The organism is Streptomyces sp. NPDC057136 (genome assembly GCF_042670885.1).
Classification (GTDB): Bacteria; Actinomycetota; Actinomycetes; order Streptomycetales; family Streptomycetaceae; genus Streptomyces.
In genome coordinates this window covers 20,516-37,775 of the sequence record NZ_JBHUUV010000018.1, presented here as the reverse complement: position 1 = coordinate 37,775, position 17,260 = coordinate 20,516, and the positions used below count along the sequence as shown (strand labels likewise).

The 17,260-nt window shown below is 70.2% G+C and carries 17 protein-coding genes and 1 pseudogene; 9 read left to right on the top strand and 9 right to left on the bottom strand.

Annotation, left to right across the window (positions count from 1 at the left end; all coding sequences use genetic code 11):
- The first annotated feature begins 29 nt into the window (after positions 1 to 29).
- The gene (locus ACFT7S_RS21700) at positions 30 to 509 is read left to right on the top strand and encodes a hypothetical protein (protein ID WP_382734356.1); all 480 of its coding nucleotides are present in this window, start codon (positions 30 to 32) and stop codon (positions 507 to 509) included.
- A 32-nt stretch (positions 510 to 541) separates the two neighbouring features.
- On the opposite strand, the gene ACFT7S_RS21695 is transcribed toward ACFT7S_RS21700, so the two are convergent.
- Complete coding sequence (locus tag ACFT7S_RS21695) at positions 542 to 2,065, bottom strand: DUF1996 domain-containing protein (protein ID WP_382734354.1); 1,524 nt, start codon at positions 2,063 to 2,065, stop codon at positions 542 to 544.
- 121 nt (positions 2,066 to 2,186) lie between these two features.
- Complete coding sequence (locus ACFT7S_RS21690) at positions 2,187 to 2,747, bottom strand: carboxymuconolactone decarboxylase family protein (RefSeq protein WP_382734352.1); 561 nt, start codon at positions 2,745 to 2,747, stop codon at positions 2,187 to 2,189.
- Positions 2,748 to 2,808: 61 nt separating this feature from the next.
- On the opposite strand from ACFT7S_RS21690, the pseudogene ACFT7S_RS21685 reads away from it, so the two are divergent.
- The 3 genes and pseudogenes from ACFT7S_RS21685 (at position 2,809) to ACFT7S_RS21675 (ending at position 5,550) form a co-directional block, all read left to right on the top strand.
- Positions 2,809 to 3,289 (top strand): annotated as a pseudogene (locus ACFT7S_RS21685) (MarR family winged helix-turn-helix transcriptional regulator).
- A gap of 158 nt (positions 3,290 to 3,447) precedes the next feature.
- The gene (locus ACFT7S_RS21680) at positions 3,448 to 4,089 is read left to right on the top strand and encodes a hypothetical protein (protein ID WP_382734350.1); all 642 of its coding nucleotides are present in this window, start codon (positions 3,448 to 3,450) and stop codon (positions 4,087 to 4,089) included.
- A 45-nt stretch (positions 4,090 to 4,134) separates the two neighbouring features.
- Positions 4,135 to 5,550, top strand: a complete 1,416-nt coding sequence (locus ACFT7S_RS21675) for a PepSY-associated TM helix domain-containing protein (protein WP_382734348.1) — start codon at positions 4,135 to 4,137, stop codon at positions 5,548 to 5,550.
- Positions 5,551 to 5,608: 58 nt separating this feature from the next.
- Here ACFT7S_RS21675 and ACFT7S_RS21670 read toward each other — a convergent pair whose 3' ends face one another.
- From ACFT7S_RS21670 to ACFT7S_RS21655, 4 genes are all read right to left on the bottom strand, one after another.
- On the bottom strand, positions 5,609 to 6,181 hold the full coding sequence (locus ACFT7S_RS21670) for a winged helix-turn-helix domain-containing protein (protein ID WP_382734347.1): 573 nt from the start codon (positions 6,179 to 6,181) through the stop codon (positions 5,609 to 5,611).
- A gap of 347 nt (positions 6,182 to 6,528) precedes the next feature.
- Entirely contained in the window at positions 6,529 to 7,563 is a 1,035-nt protein-coding gene (gene glnII / locus ACFT7S_RS21665) for a glutamine synthetase (protein ID WP_382734345.1), read from the bottom strand.
- A gap of 142 nt (positions 7,564 to 7,705) precedes the next feature.
- On the bottom strand, positions 7,706 to 8,824 hold the full coding sequence (locus ACFT7S_RS21660) for a hypothetical protein (RefSeq protein WP_382734343.1): 1,119 nt from the start codon (positions 8,822 to 8,824) through the stop codon (positions 7,706 to 7,708).
- Complete coding sequence (locus tag ACFT7S_RS21655; protein WP_382734341.1) at positions 8,821 to 10,296, bottom strand: hypothetical protein; 1,476 nt, start codon at positions 10,294 to 10,296, stop codon at positions 8,821 to 8,823. Before ACFT7S_RS21655 ends, ACFT7S_RS21660 begins: the two co-directional genes overlap by 4 nt.
- A 275-nt stretch (positions 10,297 to 10,571) precedes the next feature.
- Between ACFT7S_RS21655 and ACFT7S_RS21650 the strand changes: the two genes are divergently transcribed.
- Positions 10,572 to 11,501, top strand: coding sequence for a Gfo/Idh/MocA family protein (locus tag ACFT7S_RS21650; RefSeq protein ID WP_382734339.1), 930 nt, complete (start codon positions 10,572 to 10,574; stop codon positions 11,499 to 11,501).
- A 68-nt stretch (positions 11,502 to 11,569) separates the two neighbouring features.
- Here ACFT7S_RS21650 and ACFT7S_RS21645 read toward each other — a convergent pair whose 3' ends face one another.
- Positions 11,570 to 12,265, bottom strand: a complete 696-nt coding sequence (locus ACFT7S_RS21645) for a hypothetical protein (RefSeq protein WP_382734336.1) — start codon at positions 12,263 to 12,265, stop codon at positions 11,570 to 11,572.
- Between the two features lie 146 nt (positions 12,266 to 12,411).
- Complete coding sequence (locus ACFT7S_RS21640) at positions 12,412 to 13,815, bottom strand: PLP-dependent aminotransferase family protein (protein WP_382734334.1); 1,404 nt, start codon at positions 13,813 to 13,815, stop codon at positions 12,412 to 12,414.
- 47 nt (positions 13,816 to 13,862) lie between these two features.
- On the opposite strand from ACFT7S_RS21640, the gene ACFT7S_RS21635 reads away from it, so the two are divergent.
- Entirely contained in the window at positions 13,863 to 14,360 is a 498-nt protein-coding gene (locus tag ACFT7S_RS21635; RefSeq protein ID WP_382734331.1) for a carboxymuconolactone decarboxylase family protein, read from the top strand.
- Between the two features lie 91 nt (positions 14,361 to 14,451).
- On the opposite strand, the gene ACFT7S_RS21630 is transcribed toward ACFT7S_RS21635, so the two are convergent.
- On the bottom strand, positions 14,452 to 14,811 hold the full coding sequence (locus tag ACFT7S_RS21630) for an arsenate reductase family protein (protein ID WP_382734328.1): 360 nt from the start codon (positions 14,809 to 14,811) through the stop codon (positions 14,452 to 14,454).
- Between the two features lie 119 nt (positions 14,812 to 14,930).
- Between ACFT7S_RS21630 and ACFT7S_RS21625 the strand changes: the two genes are divergently transcribed.
- The 3 genes from ACFT7S_RS21625 (at position 14,931) to ACFT7S_RS21615 (ending at position 17,223) form a co-directional block, all read left to right on the top strand.
- Positions 14,931 to 15,212, top strand: a complete 282-nt coding sequence (locus ACFT7S_RS21625; protein WP_382734325.1) for a hypothetical protein — start codon at positions 14,931 to 14,933, stop codon at positions 15,210 to 15,212.
- A 287-nt stretch (positions 15,213 to 15,499) separates the two neighbouring features.
- Positions 15,500 to 16,363: an arpA protein gene (locus tag ACFT7S_RS21620; protein ID WP_382734322.1), complete on the top strand. Its 864-nt coding sequence runs from the start codon at positions 15,500 to 15,502 to the stop codon at positions 16,361 to 16,363.
- A gap of 59 nt (positions 16,364 to 16,422) precedes the next feature.
- Positions 16,423 to 17,223: a class I SAM-dependent methyltransferase gene (locus ACFT7S_RS21615; RefSeq protein WP_382734319.1), complete on the top strand. Its 801-nt coding sequence runs from the start codon at positions 16,423 to 16,425 to the stop codon at positions 17,221 to 17,223.
- Positions 17,224 to 17,260 lie beyond the last annotated feature (37 nt).

Below are 17,260 nucleotides of genomic sequence, written 5' to 3'. Positions count from 1 at the left end.
GGGAGGGGCTCGCGGGGCACGATGGGCGGATGGTGACACAGCTGGAACGGCGCCGGGAAAAGGGATGTCGGGCTGCCGTCGTCGTGTGCGTCGGGCTGGTGCTGCTGGCCGGGTGCGGCGGGGGAGCGGCCGACGGCGACGGTGAACGCGAGGTGCCGCCCACCGCGACCGGGACGCTGGAGCAGCTGGCCGCCAAGGCGCGCTGCGAGCCCAATCTGCAGACCGATGCGGAAGAGATCCGGCAGGCCAACTGCAGGACCGCTGACGGGCGTTATGTGCTGGCCACCTTCGCCACCGATCGCGGCCAGCGGGAGTGGATCGACGAGGCCAACGACTACGGCGGCTCGTATCTGGTCGGCCGGAGGTGGGTGGCGGTGGGCGACCCGAAGGTGGTCGCGGCGCTGCGCGGCCGGCTCGGGGGGACGGTGGAGACCGCCTCGCCGCACCACTCGGGGAGTAGTGGCAGTGGGGGGAGCGAGGAAGGGCACTCCGGTCACCACGGGAGCTGACCGCGCAGGTCCAGGGAGTGCCGCCGACCGGGTCAGCGGCAATTGCGTCCGTCGTTGATGCAGCTCACCACCCTGTTCATCGCGTTCCCGCCGAAGACGTTGATGAAGTCACCGTGATCCGTGACGGGTTTGTGCAGCTGCTCGGGAAACGAGTCGACGGCGAAGCCGGGGCCCGGCGGGACGTCGTACACAATGCGCTGCACGAGCTGCGGAATGGCCCTGAATCCGTCCGGGCACCTGCCGTCGTCCTGCGCGAAGGCCACATGCGTGCGGTGATTCGCGCTGTCGGTGTTCCGGCCGTCCCAGCAGCTCTGGAACGCGAACGAGCGCACCACCTGGCTGCCTTCCGGACAGATCGGATACTTGTCCTTCAGCTGACGGTCCTCGAATCCGGTGCAGCTCCAGGAGGCGTTGGCGTTCGCGTCGCCATTGGTGAACGCCTTCGCGTCCCCGGTGATGATCCGCAGGAATCTCGGCATGGCCGTCACCTTCCCGGTGGAGGACCCGACGAATTTCAGGGTGACCTGGGACGGGGTCTGGATCTCCCCGACGTTCTGGTCCTTTCCTCCGCCGTCGGCGGCCACGTCGTTCTCGTCCTGGCCGTTCTGGAGACGCAGCACCGGCCAGTAGTACGTGGACTTGTCGCCCTGATTGCGACAGGTCGTCGCACCCCTGGCCAGATCGTCGTCGCTCGCGAATGCGTCGTTGGCCTGGTTGCCCACGTAATCGTGCATATGGTGAGCGCCATTACTCACTCCGGGCGCGACGATGACGTTGTCCGGGTTGAATTTCCCGTTCTCGTTGCGCCCGCAGTCGGTCGTGAACGTGCCGCGTGAGGCGCCGCGTAGCTGGCGGGGGCGTTCGACGTTGGGCTGGACCGACTGGATATCGACGAAGTCGGAGGCCTCGGGGCCGTTGCCCTCCTGGGCAGGGTCCGGGTCCGGATTCTCGTCCTGGCCAGGGTCCGGATTCTCGTCCTGGCCAGGGTCCGGATTCTCGTCCTCGCCAGGGTCCGGGTTCTCGTCCTGGCCAGGGTCCTGGCCTTGCTCCTCCTCGCCGGCCCCGTCGCCGGCCCCGTCGTCGTCGTCCGCGCGCAGGCTGCACGGGGCCAGCCCTTCCAGTCCCTCCGGCCGGTCAGCGCTGCGCTCGATGGCGATCCCGATACGGTCGAGGCTCGCCACCCGCTTGTCTCTCAGCGGGCCGAGCACCGCGTTTTCGGCGAGATCCGGGTCCTGGGCGATCTCGTCCTTCCGGTCGGCGAATTGCTGATACGCGTCGGTGATCTGCGTATCCATCGCCGCCAGTTCGCGGTCGACCTCCCCGCGTGCCTGTTCGGGCACTTCGGGAAGTTCGTTTCCCACATCGGGACAGTCGATGGTGGACATCTGAGGACCCTCATTGCGGGTCTGTTCCGGAGGCGAGCCGGACCATCCTTCTCCCGCGCTCGCGTAGACATTGACTGCGACCAGTCCACCTCCGCCCAGAATCAGTGCGGCCGAGGCGGCGATCGCCCGGTTGGCCAGTGAGCTGCGTTTCTTGCGCGATGTGCGTCCCATGAAACTCCTCTGCTTCGAGGGAGAAGCGTGACGTTCCATACGGGCGGGGCGCGCACCCCGTTCAGACGGTCGTGGAATTCATGGGAATCTCCCTTCGCAAAACGACCGGAATGCTCAACTCTCAGACGAACGCCGCCATTTGAGCATCGACGGGCGCCCCGGTCAGCCGGTTCGCGAGCGTCGACATCGTGTACGCGCCGATGCCGAGCACCACCTCCAGCGCGTTCTGCGGGGTGTAGCCGTGCGCCTGGAAGCTCTGGAGGGATGCATCGTCGACCGCGCCCGATGTCGCGAGAACGTCCAGCGTGAACTGCCTGACCGCCTCCAGCCGTTCGTCGGGAAGCGTCGGCGTACGGTCGTCGCGCAGTGCGGCGATCAGCTCCCCGTCCGCGCCGAGTGCGGTGAGTTTCGCCGTGTGCATCGCCACGCAGATGTGGCAGTCGTTGCGGGTGGCCATCGTCATGATCACCACCTCGCGGGAGAGTGGATCCAGTGTGGTCGATTCGAAGATTGCGCTGATCTTCAGAAAGCCGTCGAGCAGCTGGGGCGACGTGGCGAGCCGCGCGACGGCGGAGGGCAGATAGCCGGACCTCTTCGCCACGGCCTCCATGGTGCGGCGGGCGGCGGCGGGGGCGGTTTCGAGGGTGTGCTCGGGGAACGCGGACGAGGTGATGGCTGGCATGGGTACCTCTCGCGGTAAACTCGACAACGTGATTGACGAAAAGGTAAACCAGGTTGTCGAGATGCGCAATGGCTGAGCCGGAGGGAGGTGCGGGTTTCGAGCTGCCACTGCTGCTGTTCGCGGGGTTCCGGTCGATCATCGACGAGCTGCACCGCGAGCTGGCCGCGCACGGCCACCGGGACGTGCGTCCCGCCTACGGCTTCGCGCTCCAGGCGGTCGGGCGGGACGGTGCGAGCGCCAGCGAGATCGGGCGGCGGCTGGGGGTGTCCAAGCAGGCCGCCGGGAAAACCGTCGAGAAGCTGGAGGCGCTCGGTTACGTGGAGCGCGTCGACGATCCGGAGGACGGCCGCCGCAAGCTCGTCCGGCTCACCCCGCGCGGCATCGACGTGCTCGTCAGGTCCGCCCAGGGATTCGACCGCATCCGGGCGGAGTGGGTCGGGGCGCTCGGCGCCGAACGCGTGGCCGAGATGGAGACCGGTCTGCGCGCGATGGTGCCCGCGAGTGCGTTCCGTCTCGACGCGGCGGGGTGGTTCACGGGCTGAGCGGCTGGGCGCCCGGCCGGCACGGCCCCGGCCCCTACTCCCGGTCCAGATACGCGAGCACCGCCAGAACCCGGCGATTGTCGTCGTCCGACTGCGGCAGGGGGTACACCGTTCCCCCATTCCGCCGGGAGGTGAACTGGTGGCACCATGTGCGGACCATGACGGATGCCCGGTCGCCGATGCGCACCCTGCGGGCCGCACTTTTCGCGGCGGTCTGCGTCGTATTGGCAGCGGTGGGTCATTCGTACATGTCGGGGCATGACATTCCCGCCGGAGCGTTGCTCGCGGCCTTCGCGACGACCGGCGCGATCGGCTGGCTCGGGGGCGGTCGGCGGCGCGGAGCGGTAGCCATCGGCGGCGGACTGATCGCCGTACAGACCGCCCTGCACATGATCTTCGCGGGCACACAGCCGCAGACGATGCCGTCCAGGCCGTCCATGCCGCACAGCGGCGTCGGCGGCATGGAAGCGGAAATGTCGATGGCAGGATCCGGGGGACACGGCGACGGCGGAATGCTCGCCGCCCATCTCCTCGCCGCCGTCGTCTGCGCGCTCTGGCTGGCCCGGGGCGAGGCCGCGTTCTTCGCACTCGCGCGCACGGTGGACGCTCTCGCCTTCACCCCGCTGCGCCTCCTTCTCACCGCGGTTCGGCTGCCGGACGCCCCGCAGCTCCCATCAGGGGCGCGGACGCGTGCCCGTAACTCGCTCTCCCACGGCGTCGTACTCGCGCACTCCCTCTCGCGGCGCGGTCCGCCGGTGTTCTCCCCGACCCGCGCCACGACCCCCGGAGCAGCCATCTGACCTGGGGTCCATTTCCCCATGTCACGCCGACTCCCGAGGACCATCATGGCCATTGACGACCCGGTACAGACCGAAGACCCGGCAACCCGGCCGCCCGAATCCAGATCCACCTGGAGCGCCCTGCGCCCCCTCGTCCTGCGTATGCACTTCTACGCGGGCCTGCTGATAGCCCCGCTCCTCCTCGTCGCCGCGACCAGCGGCATGCTTTACGCGCTGTCCTTCCAGGCGGAGAAGATCCTCTACAGCCATGAGCTGGAGGTCCCGGTGGGCGATAGCGCCGTCCCGGTCTCCACTCAGGTCGAAGCCGCGAAGAAGGCCCATCCCGAGGGCACGGTGACGGCCGTCTGGCCGTCGTACGAGGACGGCGCCACCACCCGTGTACTGATGACCAGCCCCGAAGTCGAGGAGGGCAAGTCCCTCGCCGTCTTCGTCAATCCGTATACGGCAGAGGTACGGGGAGAGCTGGCCAGTTACGGCAGCTCGGGCGCCCTCCCGCTGCGCACCTGGCTCGACGAACTCCACCGGGACCTCCACCTCGGAGACCTCGGCCGCAACTACAGCGAGCTGGCCGCCAGCTGGCTCTGGGTGGTGGCCCTCGGCGGGCTGTTCCTGTGGATCGGGCGCAAGCGCACGGGGAAGCGGGCGCTGATCGTCCCCGAGCGTGGCCCCAAGTCCCGCCGCCGCACCCTCTCCTGGCACGGCTCGCTCGGTCTTTGGGCGGTCACAGGACTCGTCCTGCTCTCCGCCACAGGGCTCACCTGGTCCAAGTACGCGGGCGAGAACATAGGCGCCGTCCAGGACCAGCTGGGCGGCGCCACCCCGGTCGTCTCCGCCGCCATCGACGAAGGTGCGCCGAGCGGCGGCGGCGAGCACGCGGAACACGACGGCTCCCACGAGGGCACGTCGATGCCAGGCATGACCGGTATCGACCGGGTGCTCGCCTCCGCGCGCGTGGCCGGGATCGACGGAAAGCTCTCGGTCATCCTGCCGACCGAGGGCAGCGGCTATGTCGTCAAGGAGACCGACACGCAGTTCCCGGTCCACCTCGACTCGGTCGCCGTCGACCCGGCCGACGGCAAGGTCATCGACGAACTGCGCTTCGCCGACCACCCGTTGCTCGCCAAGCTGACCCGCTTCGGAATCGACGCCCACACCGGCGTCCTCCTCGGCCTGGCCAACCAGTTGGCGCTGGCAGCCCTGGCGCTCTCCCTCGTCCTCCTCATCGTCTGGGGCTACCGCATGTGGTGGCTGCGCAGGCCGACGAAGGAACGAGGGCTGAGCGCGGGGCGGCCCATGCCGCGCGGAGCATGGCGCAAGGTCCCACTGCCGGTGCTGCTGCCGATCGTGGCGGCTACGGCGCTGGTGGGCTGGTTCGTACCCATGCTGGGAGTCAGCCTGCTGGCGTTCCTGGTGATCGACGTGGTGCTGGGCCAGGTGACGAAGGCGAAGGCAACGGCGTAACAACGACGGGAGCCTCTGCCCACCCGGGCAGGGCTCCCGTGTGCGGGACGTACCGGACTCAGGGAGCGTACTTGTAGCCCACGCGCCGGATCGTCTGGATCGCGCCGCGGTGCTCGGCGCCCAACTTGCGCCGCAGCCGGGCGACATGGACGTCGACGGTGCGCCCGTCGCCCACGTGCCCGTATCCCCAGACCGTCGTCACCAGCTGATCGCGGGTGTGGACCCGGTGGGGGTGCGCCACCAGATGGGCGAGGAGTTCGAACTCCAGATAGGTGAGGTCCAGCGGAACGCCGTCCACCGCGGCGGTGCGCCGGTTGGAGTCGATACGCACGGGCCCACTGCCCGGGTCCTCCACGACCGGCTGCTGGTCGGCCGGTACGAGGACGAGGTAGCCGATCATCGGAGGCTGCCCCGGCAGCGCGGGCACGGTGTGCTGCGGCGCGGGCAGCCAGGTGGCTCCCGGCGGTAGCAGGCCCGCCACGTCGGAGAGCTGGACGACCTCATCGGGGTCGACGGAACGCAGCCGGTGGCGGTGGGGAGAGAAGGGGCGGGCGGTGGAGGTGGCCGCAGCGGGCGCCGCTGACGCCGCGGTGGCGGCGGAAGCGGCGGAGAAGGTACGAGTGTTCGCCATGAGGGTCAGCTCTTTCGCGCGAGGAGTCGTCGAGGACGGACGTACGTCGTGCGCGCGGGCCGAAGACCGGGGTGAGCGGCTTTAGAGGGCCTGCGCGTTCCACGCGCGGCAACACACCCGGTCGAAGTCATGATGCTGACGAGAGGGCCAGAACGGCTCGAGGTCGCTGCGACCCGACGAGGTGTGCTGGAAGCTGGCCATGCCCCCATTGAAGCAGACATCGCGGCAGCGCAGCAGGGCCCTCTCACCCGTCGGTACGGTCTCTTCGGCCGGCGGCCCCCGACGAACGACGCGGGGGCGCCCACCGGAATCCGGTGAGCGCCCCCGCGTACGGACGAAGAGCGGGATCAGACCTGGTCGGCCTTCTCCAGCGCGGCGCAGCAGGTGTCGACGATCAGCCGCGTGACGACGTACGGGTCGACGTTGGCGTTGGGGCGACGGTCCTCGATGTAGCCCTTCTGGTCCTGCTCTACCTGCCACGGGATACGGACCGAGGCGCCGCGGTTGGAGACGCCGTAGCTGTACTCGTTCCACGGGGCGGTCTCGTGCAGACCCGTCAGACGGTCGTCGATGCCTGCGCCGTAGTTCTTGACGTGGTCCATCGGCTTCGATCCCTCGCCCAGCGACTCGCACGCGGTGATGATCGCGTCGTAACCCTCGCGCATCGCCTTCGTGGAGAAGTTGGTGTGCGCACCGGCACCGTTCCAGTCACCCTTGACCGGCTTCGGGTCCAGGGTCGCGGAGACATTGAAGTCCTCGGCGGTGCGGTACAGCAGCCAGCGGGCGATCCACAGCTGGTCGGAGACCTCCAGCGGGGAGACCGGTCCGACCTGGAACTCCCACTGGCCGGGCATGACCTCGGCGTTGATGCCGGAGATGGCCAGGCCCGCCTTCAGGCAGTTGTCGAGGTGCTTCTCGACGATGTCGCGGCCGAAGATCTCGTCGGCGCCGACTCCGCAGTAGTAACCGCCCTGCGCGGCCGGGAAGCCGGCCTCGGGGAAGCCGAGCGGGCGGTGCCCGTCGAAGAAGGTGTACTCCTGCTCGATGCCGAAGATGGGCTCCTGGCCCGCGAACTGCTCGGCGACCGGACGCAGCGAGGCACGGGTGTTGGACTCGTGCGGCGTCATGTCGATGTTGAAGACCTCGCACAGGACGAGGACGTCGTCACCGCCGCGGATCGGGTCCGGACACGTGAAGACCGGCTTCAGCACCCGGTCGGAGGCGTGGCCCTCGGCCTGGTTGGTGCTCGAACCGTCGAAGCCCCAGATGGGCAGGTCCGCCACATCCGTGGAGGGCGAGCCGGCCATGATCTTCGTCTTGGAGCGAAGCTTGGCGGTCGGCTCGGTGCCGTCGATCCAGATGTACTCAGCCTTGAACGTCACGGAAGCCATCCTTCGAGGGGTGCTGCGGTCTCTGCTGCGCAGCTTCGCAAGACGCGATTTCCCGGCCGTTGCCCGAATGTGAACCCCGTGTTACCTAGGTTTCCTCCGTATACCGGAGACGCGGTGCGGGCCGGCGGCCCGGTCATGCGCGAGCCGTGAGCAGGGAGGCGAATCCGGCGGCGTGAATCCGTCGCACCAGCTCCTCCTGGCTCGTGCCCAGCGCCGCGGCCGCCCGCGGGAGCGACCAGTCCGTGTCGGACAGTCTGTGCAGCAGATACCCCCGCCTGACCTGGGCCTCGGACAGCCGGAACGTCTTCAGATAGGCGACCCGCCCCTTGTGGTCGGTGATCGTCTCACCGATGTGCTGACCGTCCCGGTTGCGCAGGAACGGCGGCAGGAACCGCCACAGGGTGAAGTCCCCCATCCGGTACACGCGGGCGAACGCGTACGAGGTGTCCAGCAGCTCACGCGCGAACAATGTGTCGTGCGCCTCACTCCACTCCCGCTCCTGGGCGCGCGCCGCCGCCCGCAGATCGGCGAGCGTCCGCAGCCCCGCGTTGTCACGGATCCGCGCCCCGAACTCCGCCACCGGGGCGCCGTACATCGCGTACTGGTGCACCAGCTCCCCGTACAGGTCCTGCATCAGCGAGCCGTGCAGCAGGCGGTAGTCCTCGGGGTGCGGCAGGACGAAGGCGGCGGCGAGCGCGTCCGACACGTACAGCATCACCCCGCACTGGCCGGGGTGGATCTCGAAGACCCGCAGGGCGTCGCCCAGCCCACGCACCGACCACCCCATGTAGGTGTCCTCGGAACGCGGCGAGAGCCCGTCGCGCAGTGCCTGGCGCGACCACTCCTCCCAGGCGACGGACGGACCGCCGAAGTGCAGGGCGAGATAGCCCTCCAGGGCGAGGTGCAGCGGCAGGAAGCGCAGCCGGTCGCCGGGCTGCCGCTTGGCCATCCGGTGGTGCCGGTTCCGCGGCAGCCGGACCGTCCTCGGCGGGGTGCCGTCACCGAACTGCGTACCGTACGCCGCCGACTGCATCCCCTCGCCCGACCAGTCGGCCACGAAACCGTGCGGAACGTACGAGGTGTAGGCGGTCCGGGGACCGACCTCGACGAGGCTTCCCCCGTGCCCCTCGTAGATCTCCCGGTGCAGTCGCAGCCCCTCGACCGGCTCCTCGCGCACCAGAGGGACCAGGCGGACACCGCCCCACACCTGGGAGGGCCGGGTGGTGAGCCCGGTCAGTTCGAGCCTGTTCACGAGGTTTCCTCCTCCTGATCGCCCACGAAACGCGCGACCTGCCGGTCCAGGTAGATGTACAGCGCCGCCGCCCCGGTACGTCCCTCCGCGAACTGCGCGAGTTCCACCAGGGCCGGCAGATCCTCGGCGTCCCGGATACCTGCCGTCGGGACGCTCGGCGTCAGCCGGCGCACATCGAAACCGTCCGCGTCGTATACGGGGTTCACATGGACCACCGCCGTGCGCCGGCCGGGATCGAGCCGGTTCCGCCACACCCGCAGCACCTCCCCCGCAAGTCCGGGCGGCGCGTTGTCCCAGCCGTCCGACACGATGACCAGACGTTCCGGTGCGTGCTCCAGCGCGTCCAGGATGCGGGTGCCGAGCGGGGTCGGGCCCCATGGGCGTACGAGAAGGGGATCGGTGGCGCCCGATGTCCACAGCGGGGCGAACGCACCGGGCGCGGCCAGCGCCTCCAGCAGGAAGTGGCAGGCCAGTGCCACGGCGAGCGGGCGGCGCCGCTTCTCGCCCGACCCGGACGACGAGTAGCTGTCGTCCAGCACGGCGCCGACCCGGCCCCAGCTCCCGGCGTGCGGCCCCGCCGTGCGGCGGGCGGCGGCCCGCAGCGCACGGATCAGCTCCGCGCGGTGGGCCGACCGCTGCTCGAAGCCCAACGACAGGACGTACAGGGCGAGCCGGGTCAGAGGCATCACGGTCAGATCGACGTCCGTGGGCAGCCGCGGCTCCTTGCCGGTGCTCCGCTGCCCCTGGGTGCGCAGCCGTTCCAGCCGCGTCATCCGGTGCGTCATCCGCTCCACGAACGCCTCGCGCTTCATCCCGTGGGCCGCGGCGAAGCCCTCCGCGACGGTGAACGGCAGCTCGTCGACGGCGCCCTGCTCGTAGTGCGCGCGGCGCCAGGCGTCGAGCAGCTGATGGCGGTAGCGCTGCAGCCGCCCTGGCCGGAAGAGGAACTCGCCCAGCTCACGCAGGGCCTCGGGCTCGTCCACGCGGCGCAGATGGATATGGCGGGCGGTGGTCTTCAGACCGCGGCGGTACTTCACCGCGTCATGCGCCAGATCCGGCCGGGCCGCCAGCCAGTCCCGCATGATCGCGCGGGTCCGCCGGTTGTTGACCCGGGCCTCGCGCAGCGCACGGAACAGACGGTAGACACGCTGCGGCGGCAGCACCGCCAGCCGTGCCGCGATCAGCCGGCCCTCGGTGCGCTTCTCGTCGGCGGTCGCCTCGGCGGCCGACTCCAGCAGACCCTGCACGATGCGCACGGCGTTGTGGTCGTTGATGTCGAGCGCGAGCGAAGCGGCGTACACCCGGCGGTAGTTGACGCGTACGTACTCATGGAGGAAGTCCAGCGACAGCCGCTGCTCGTACGCCTCCGAATGGAACTCGCGCTGTCCGGTCGCGGTGATCGCCGCATTGACGAAGAGGAGCACGTCCTCGGCGGCGACGATGTCTGCGTGGGACTCGGTATCGGTCGTCATGGATTCCCCCGTGATGTTCCGCGTCGCCGTTCGGGAACGCGGAAGCCGGCCGGGGAATGGAGGCGCGATCAGCGAAATCACTGCTTAGAAGGCAAGTCCCGGAAGTCGCAGCCGGAGTCCCGCGGCCGGCCCGAGCAACGTAACCGCGGACGACGACGCCCCGCCACCGTATTTGCGGACCGGGCACACGGACCGGGTATGCCGACCCCGCACACCCACCGGGCACACGGACCGGGTATGCCGACCCCGCACACCCACCGGGCACACTGGCTCGTATGACGACACCTGCTGCTCCGAACGCACGGATGCGGATCGGCCTGCTGGGTACGGGCCCCTGGGCCCGTAACACCCAGGCCCCCGCCCTCGCCGCCCACCCCGGCGTCCAGCTGAGCGGTGTCTGGGGCCGTCGGCCCGAGGCGGCGGAGGCGCTCGCTGCTGCCCATGGCGTCGCGGCGTACACCGACGAAGCGGGCATCGACGAGCTCCTCGCTACGAGCGATGCCGTGGCGTTCGCCCTGCCACCGGACATCCAGGCTCCGCTGGCCGCCCGTGCCGCAGCCGCCGGCTGCCACCTGCTGATGGACAAGCCGATCGCGACCACCGTGGCGGGCGCACGGGAGATCGCGGAGGCGGCGGAGCGGGCCGGGGTCGCGTCCGTGGTCTTCTGCACCTTGCGGTTCGCCACCGAGACGGCGCAGTGGATCACCGAACAGGCCGCGCTGGACGGCTGGTTCACCGCACGTGCACAGTGGCTCGGCGCGCTGTACGCGCCGGAGGCGAACAATGAGTACGCCGCTTCCCCCTGGCGCCGGGAGAAGGGTGGACTGTGGGACGTCGGCCCGCACGTGCTCTCGGTCCTGATCCCGGTGCTGGGCGAGGTGACGGAGGTGACAGCGGCCCGCGGCCCCGCCGGCACCACCCACCTGGTGCTCCGCCACACCTCCGGGGCTTCGAGCACGGTGACGCTCGGGCTGGGCGCGCCCGTGGCAGCGGTGGGCATGGAGATCGAGCTGAGGGGCGAGCGGGGCGTGGTCACCCTGCCGAACTGGGGCGACGCGGTGGGCTCGTTCCGGGCGGCAGTGGACGCGCTGATCGATTCGGTACGTACGGGAGTGGCGCACCCCTGCGACGTACGGTTCGGGCTTCGGCTCACGGAGCTGCTGGCGCGGGCCGAGGCGGGTCTGGGGCCGGTGCCCGCAGCGTGAGGCGTACCGTCACCGCCCGGTCGGCCATCGGCGGGTCCGCCGGGCGGTGACGGTACAGCCCGTTCCGGTCAGCCCACGCGCTCGATGCGGGCGTTGCGGATCAGGAATTTGCCCGGCTCGCGTACCTGCTCGAACGCCGCGTTGTTCAGCAGGGCGCAGCTGCCGGAGACCGAAGAGACCTTCACTGTTGTCGACTTGTCGTTGTCGAGGTTGGTGACCTTGAGCTCCGTACCCACGGGGAACTCGCCGCTCGAAGCGGCCGGCGCACCGCCCTCACCGGAGAGCGTCACGGTGGATCCGGCGCAGACGACTTCACCTTCACCTGCACTCTCACCTGCGCCTTCACCCGCGCCCTCACCTTCACCGGCACCGGCGGCCTGACCGCCGGTGTCCCCGGCATCCGTCCCGCCCCCTCCGGCGGCCGGGTCCTCCGCCGGTGGCGCGGCGGCGTCCGAGCTGCCCTCCTCGGCGGCGCAGCCGGAGGCGGCCTGCTGGCGCCCGATCTCGTCGACGACGGCTTCCCGGTTGGCGATCCGCGCAGCCGACTGGGCGTCCGGGGCCGCCCGTTGCGCGGCGATGAACTGCTCGTTGTTGCTCAGCGCGGTGGCCAGCCCGGTACAGACGACGGACGAGCCGTCCGCCGGTGGGGACTGCGATGCCTGGCTGGTCCCGGCCAGTACGGCTGCCGCCGCGCCGGCGAGCGCGACCGCCCCGGCCGAGAGGGCGAGTTTCTTCTTGCGGCTGAGGGTTTTCCTGCGTGACACGTGGGGCTCCTGTCCCCGGCCGGAACACGGGAGGCGCTCCGGCCGGACGGGGTGCGTGTGTGCCCCTACGTACGAGTAACAGCCCCCTTCGTTTCAACGGCCTCACCCATAACTTCCGTAACCGGAGGCGTCCGTTCTGACCTGGTTCACTCCGGCGGCAACGCCCGGCACAGGGCGTCCAGTGCCTCCGGATAGGCGCGCTCGGCCGGTGTCGCGTACCCCACGACCAGCCCGTCTTGCCCGGAGTCGGTGGCGGCAGGGTGCAGATGGCCGGAGAGCCCCTCGACCGCCAGCCCCTGCCACGCCGCCGCCCGCACCACCGAGTGCTCCGTCCCCGGCGGCAGTTCCAGGACCGCGTGCAGGCCCGCCGCGATCCCGGAGACCCGGACGTGCGGCGCCCGCTCGGCCAGCGCCGCCACGAGCTGATCGCGCCGGCGCCGGTGGCGCTGCCGCATCCGCCGCACGTGGCGGTCGTACGACCCCGACTCGACGAAGTCCGCGAGCGTCAGCTGCTCCGTGGCGCTCGACCACTGCTCGCGTTCCCCCTTGGCCGCCACGACGTCCTCCACCAGCCGTTCCGGCAGCACCAGCCAGCCGATCCGCAGGGCGGGGGAGAGGCTCTTGCTCACCGATCCCAGCAGCACCACATGCTCGGGGTCGAGCCCCTGCACGGCACCGACGGGCTGCCGGTCGTAACGGAACTCGCCGTCGTAGTCGTCCTCCACGACCACACCACCGGCCGCCCGCGCCCAGTCGACCACGGCGGCGCGCCGCTCAGGATGCAACGGCCCGCCGGTCGGGAACTGGTGTGCGGCGGTGAGCAGCACCGCCCGGTCCGTACCCCTCAACTCGTCGACCCGTGCGCCGTGTTCGTCCACGGTCAGCGGCCGGGTGCCGACCCCCTGACCGGTGAGCAGCGCGCGGTGGAACGGCAGCCCGTACGCCTCCACCGCCCACGGCCCGCCCAGCACGTCCGCCAGCAGGCGCAGCCCGTGCGCGGCGCCCGAGCAGAGCACGATGCGCTCCGGCGCCGTCCGGACGCCGCGCACCCGGGCCAGATAGCCGGCCAGGGCCCGCCGCAGCTCCGGCCGCCCGTGCGGATCGCCGGGCCCGAAGGCGTCGTTGGGCGCCTCGGTGAGCGCCCGCCGGGCCGAGGCCAGCCACGCGGTCCGGGGAAAGACGGAGGGGTCCGGCTTCCCCTGGACCAGGTCGTGGACCGGGCGGGCGGACCGGGGCGGGGTCCGCTGCCGGTGTACGGGGGTGACGGGCGCCGCCCGCTCGGCGACCCGGGTGCCCGAGCCCTGGCGGGCGGTCAGCCAGCCCTCGGCGACGAGTTCCGCGTAGGCGTCCGCGACGGTGTTGCGGGCCAACCCCAGATCGGCGGCGAGCGAACGGTACGGCGGGAGCCGGGTGCCCGGGGCGAGCCGCCCGCCCCGGACCGCCTCGCGCAGCGCCCGCATGAGGGCGGCCCGCCGATTACCCGCACCGGACAGTTCCAGCGGCAGATCGCTGCCGAGGACCTCCGCTGAATTGACCCATGAATCCACCATCTGAATGCACCCCGTAACCGGTCGCCCGTTCTCGTAGATTCGTACCCATGACGACGACAGAGATCAAGGCCGACGCCCCGTCCACCACCACCGGCACCACCGTCCGGCTCAACTTCGCCAAGGCCGCCCCGAAGGCGTTCCGGGCCGTGATCGGCCTGGACGCGGCGGCGCGTGAAGGGCTCGACCCCACGCTGGTCGAGCTGGTGCAGATCCGTTCCTCGCACCTCAACCACTGCGCGTACTGCCTCCACATGCACACCACGGACGCCAGGAAGGCGGGCGAGAGCGAGGAGCGGCTGCACATGGTCGCCGTATGGCAGGAGGCGACGCACTTCTTCACGGAGAAGGAGCAGGCGGCCCTCGGCCTGACCGACGCGGTCACCCGGGTCGCGGACGGCGGAATCTCCGACGAGGTGTACGGGCGGGCCGCGGCGCACTTCGACGAATCGGAGCTGGCCCAGCTGCTCGCCCTGATCTTCACCATCAACACCTGGAACCGGATCGCCCTGGCCACGGGCAAGCGCGCCGGCGCCGACGAACGCTGACCCGCCGGCCCGGCCCCGCTCAGTCCGGCCGCCGGCCCGGCACCGCTCAGTCCGGCCGCCGGCCCGGCACCCCCTCACACCGGCCGACGCCTCAACGCCCCAGCACGTCCCGTACCGCCTCGTCCGTACGTCCCACGACGGCCGTCCCGTCGTCCGCGGTGATGATCGGCCGCTGGATCAGCTTGGGATGCGCGGCGAGCGCCTCGATCCACCGCTCGCGGGAAGCGGCGTCCTTCGGCCACTCCTTGAGCCCGAGCTCCTTCGCGTCCGCTTCCTGAGTCCGTGTGATGTCCCACGGCTCAAGCCCGAGCCGTTCGAGCACGGCCCGGATCTCGTCGGGCGACGGCACATCCTCCAGGTAGCGGCGGACGGTGTATTCGGCACCCTCCGCATCGAGTAGATCCACTGCGCTACGGCACTTGGAACAGGCCGGATTGATCCAGATCTCCATGGGGCCCAGGGTACGCGAGGGAGTCGCGAAAGCGCGTCTGGCCAGGGGCGATTGTCAGTGGGGGGCAGTAAAATGGAGGTAGTTCGTGAGGGTTCCACCACCGTGCCAGGAGGTTGCCGATGGCCGTTGCCGCAGTCACGACCAAGCCGCTCCACAACCAGCTCACCAAGCCCCTGCAGAGGAAGCGACTCCCCGCGGGGCGCCCCCGCGAGTGGTACGTCTCCCACAACCGCCGCCTGAAGGCCATGCGCCTGGCGATCGCCCTGCTCGACACGGGCGTTTACCAGCCGTCGAGCGCCACCAACATCCGTATACGCACCATGGCCGAGCGCCTCGGCATCCACCCGCCGTCCGACACCACCTGCAGAATGGTCCGCACCCTGATCCGCTACGGCCGCTGACGACCGCGTCCCGCACCTGACACCTGTGCCGGCGCTTCCACCGAAATGGTCCGTAACGGGCCACCAGGGCGCGAGTTGCGCCCTGGTGACCCGTTCACGGTCTCCCGTTTCTGTCCCGGCCCTGGGGCTGGGGATTGTGCCACCTGCCCGCCCCGCCCCGCCCGGTGGTCGATCTCGGCCGACGAGCGAGAAGTATGACGTGTCACAGACAATGTGGCGCTGCTGTGGGAACTTCAACTCTGTTACTCGTCAGTTGAGTTATCGACGTGCGCGTGGAGAGGGTTGAATTGAGCACGCTGCAAGCCATCACGCTCGACCAGGTGGTCGACACGGACCACTACCCCCTGTCGGACCCAGGGAGCGTCGAGGGACAGGCGGTGATCGACAGGGCCCGGCACGAACTGGCCACGGTCGGCTGCACCGTACTGCCGGACTTCATCCGCCCGACGCTCCACGAGGTCCTGCGCCAGGAGTGCGCAGCCATCGCACCTCAGGCGTACTTCGACGTCGAGACCGTCAACGTCTACAACATCGCCGTGGACGCGGACCTGCCCGAGAACCACCCAGGCCGGCGCACCTTTCAGCGGGGCAACGCGTTCGTCGCGCGCGACCACATCCCCGGGGGCGCCCTCATCAGCCGGCTCTACGCGCACGAGGTGTTCCGGCGCTTCGTCGCCGACTGCTTCGGACTGCCGCAGCTGCATGAGCTCGCCGACCCGCTCTCCGGGCTCGTTCTCAACGTCGTACGGCCGGGTATGGAGCACCCATGGCACTTCGACACCAACGAGTACACGGTGAGCATGCTGACCCAGCAGGCGCAGTCGGGCGGTGACTTCGAGTACTGCCCGAACATCAGATCCGCCGAGGACGAGCACTTCGACGCCGTCCGCGACGTCCTGGACGGCACCACCCGGGGCGACCGGCTGCCCCTGCGCCCGGGCGACCTGCAGCTCTTCAAGGGCCGCTACTCACTGCACCGCGTCAGCCCCGTACAGGGCGACGTGGCACGCCACTCCGCGATCTTCGCCTACAGCGAGCGCCCCGGCGTCATCGGGAGCGTGGCCCGCACCCGTCAGCTCTTCGGCCGCGTCCTGCCCGCACACCAGGCCGCCGAAGGCCGGGCCGTGCGGGGCGACAAGCTGCTGGACTAGCGGGCGGCCCGCGCAGACCCTTCCTGCCCCGCCCCGCGATCCACGGAGGAGTAAGCCCCTTGCGTTTCGACGCGAACGGAAAAGTCTCGCTCGACCACATCTACACCGCGCCCGACCCGCGCACGTACTTCCAGGTGCTCCGCCCCCTCGGCTACTGCGTTCCGCAACAGGCCAAGCCGTACTTCGAGAAGCTCATCAAGGAGTACCGGGAGTCCGAGGAGGTGGCCGTCCCGACCGTCCTGGACATCGGCTGCTCCTACGGGATCAACGCCGCCCTGCTGAAGTACGACGCGACGATGGACGAGCTGTACGCGCGCTACGGCGATGCCGCCCGGATATCCCGCGAGGAGCTCCTGGCCCGCGACCGTGACCTCTCCCGCTCCCGCAGACCCGCGCACGGTCTCCGCTTCACCGGGCTGGACGCGTCCACCAGCGCACTGGCCTACGCGCGCGAGGCCGGTTTCCTCGACGAAGCGGTCCACGCCGACCTGGAGGCGAACGACCCCACAGCGGAGCAGCACGCCCGGCTCGCCGGGACGGACATCGTGATCTCGACCGGCTGCATCGGCTACGTCACCGAGCGGACCCTCACCCGTGTCGTACGGGCCCAGGGCGAACGGCGCCCCTGGATGGCGCACTTCGTCCTGCGGATGTTCCCCTTCGACCCGGTCGAGGACGCCCTGGCCGGGCTCGGATACCGCACCGTCCGGGTCGACGACGTCTTCAAGCAGCGGAAGTTCGCCGACCCGCAGGAACAGACACGCGTGCTGGACAGCATGGCGGCGGCCGGAGTGGATGCGCGGGGCCTGGAGGAGGAAGGCTGGATGTACGCACAGCTCTACCTCTCCCGCCCGAACTGAAATCCCGCCACCCTTCCCACCAACCGAAAGCAGAGCC

What these genes read in the sequence shown, in the direction of transcription:
- ACFT7S_RS21625 (WP_382734325.1), top strand. Translation starts at nt 14,931, where the DNA reads ATGGCCGTTGCCGCAGTCACGACCAAGCCGCTCCACAACCAGCTCACC.
- ACFT7S_RS21680 (WP_382734350.1), top strand. Translation starts at nt 3,448, where the DNA reads ATGACGGATGCCCGGTCGCCGATGCGCACCCTGCGGGCCGCACTTTTC.
- ACFT7S_RS21650 (WP_382734339.1), top strand. Translation starts at nt 10,572, where the DNA reads ATGACGACACCTGCTGCTCCGAACGCACGGATGCGGATCGGCCTGCTG.
- ACFT7S_RS21635 (WP_382734331.1), top strand. Translation starts at nt 13,863, where the DNA reads ATGACGACGACAGAGATCAAGGCCGACGCCCCGTCCACCACCACCGGC.
- ACFT7S_RS21690 (WP_382734352.1), bottom strand. Translation starts at nt 2,747, where the DNA reads ATGCCAGCCATCACCTCGTCCGCGTTCCCCGAGCACACCCTCGAAACC.
- ACFT7S_RS21640 (WP_382734334.1), bottom strand. Translation starts at nt 13,815, where the DNA reads ATGGTGGATTCATGGGTCAATTCAGCGGAGGTCCTCGGCAGCGATCTG.
- ACFT7S_RS21655 (WP_382734341.1), bottom strand. Translation starts at nt 10,296, where the DNA reads ATGACGACCGATACCGAGTCCCACGCAGACATCGTCGCCGCCGAGGAC.
- ACFT7S_RS21670 (WP_382734347.1), bottom strand. Translation starts at nt 6,181, where the DNA reads ATGGCGAACACTCGTACCTTCTCCGCCGCTTCCGCCGCCACCGCGGCG.
- ACFT7S_RS21695 (WP_382734354.1), bottom strand. Translation starts at nt 2,065, where the DNA reads ATGGGACGCACATCGCGCAAGAAACGCAGCTCACTGGCCAACCGGGCG.
- ACFT7S_RS21675 (WP_382734348.1), top strand. Translation starts at nt 4,135, where the DNA reads ATGGCCATTGACGACCCGGTACAGACCGAAGACCCGGCAACCCGGCCG.
- ACFT7S_RS21700 (WP_382734356.1), top strand. Translation starts at nt 30, where the DNA reads ATGGTGACACAGCTGGAACGGCGCCGGGAAAAGGGATGTCGGGCTGCC.
- ACFT7S_RS21630 (WP_382734328.1), bottom strand. Translation starts at nt 14,811, where the DNA reads ATGGAGATCTGGATCAATCCGGCCTGTTCCAAGTGCCGTAGCGCAGTG.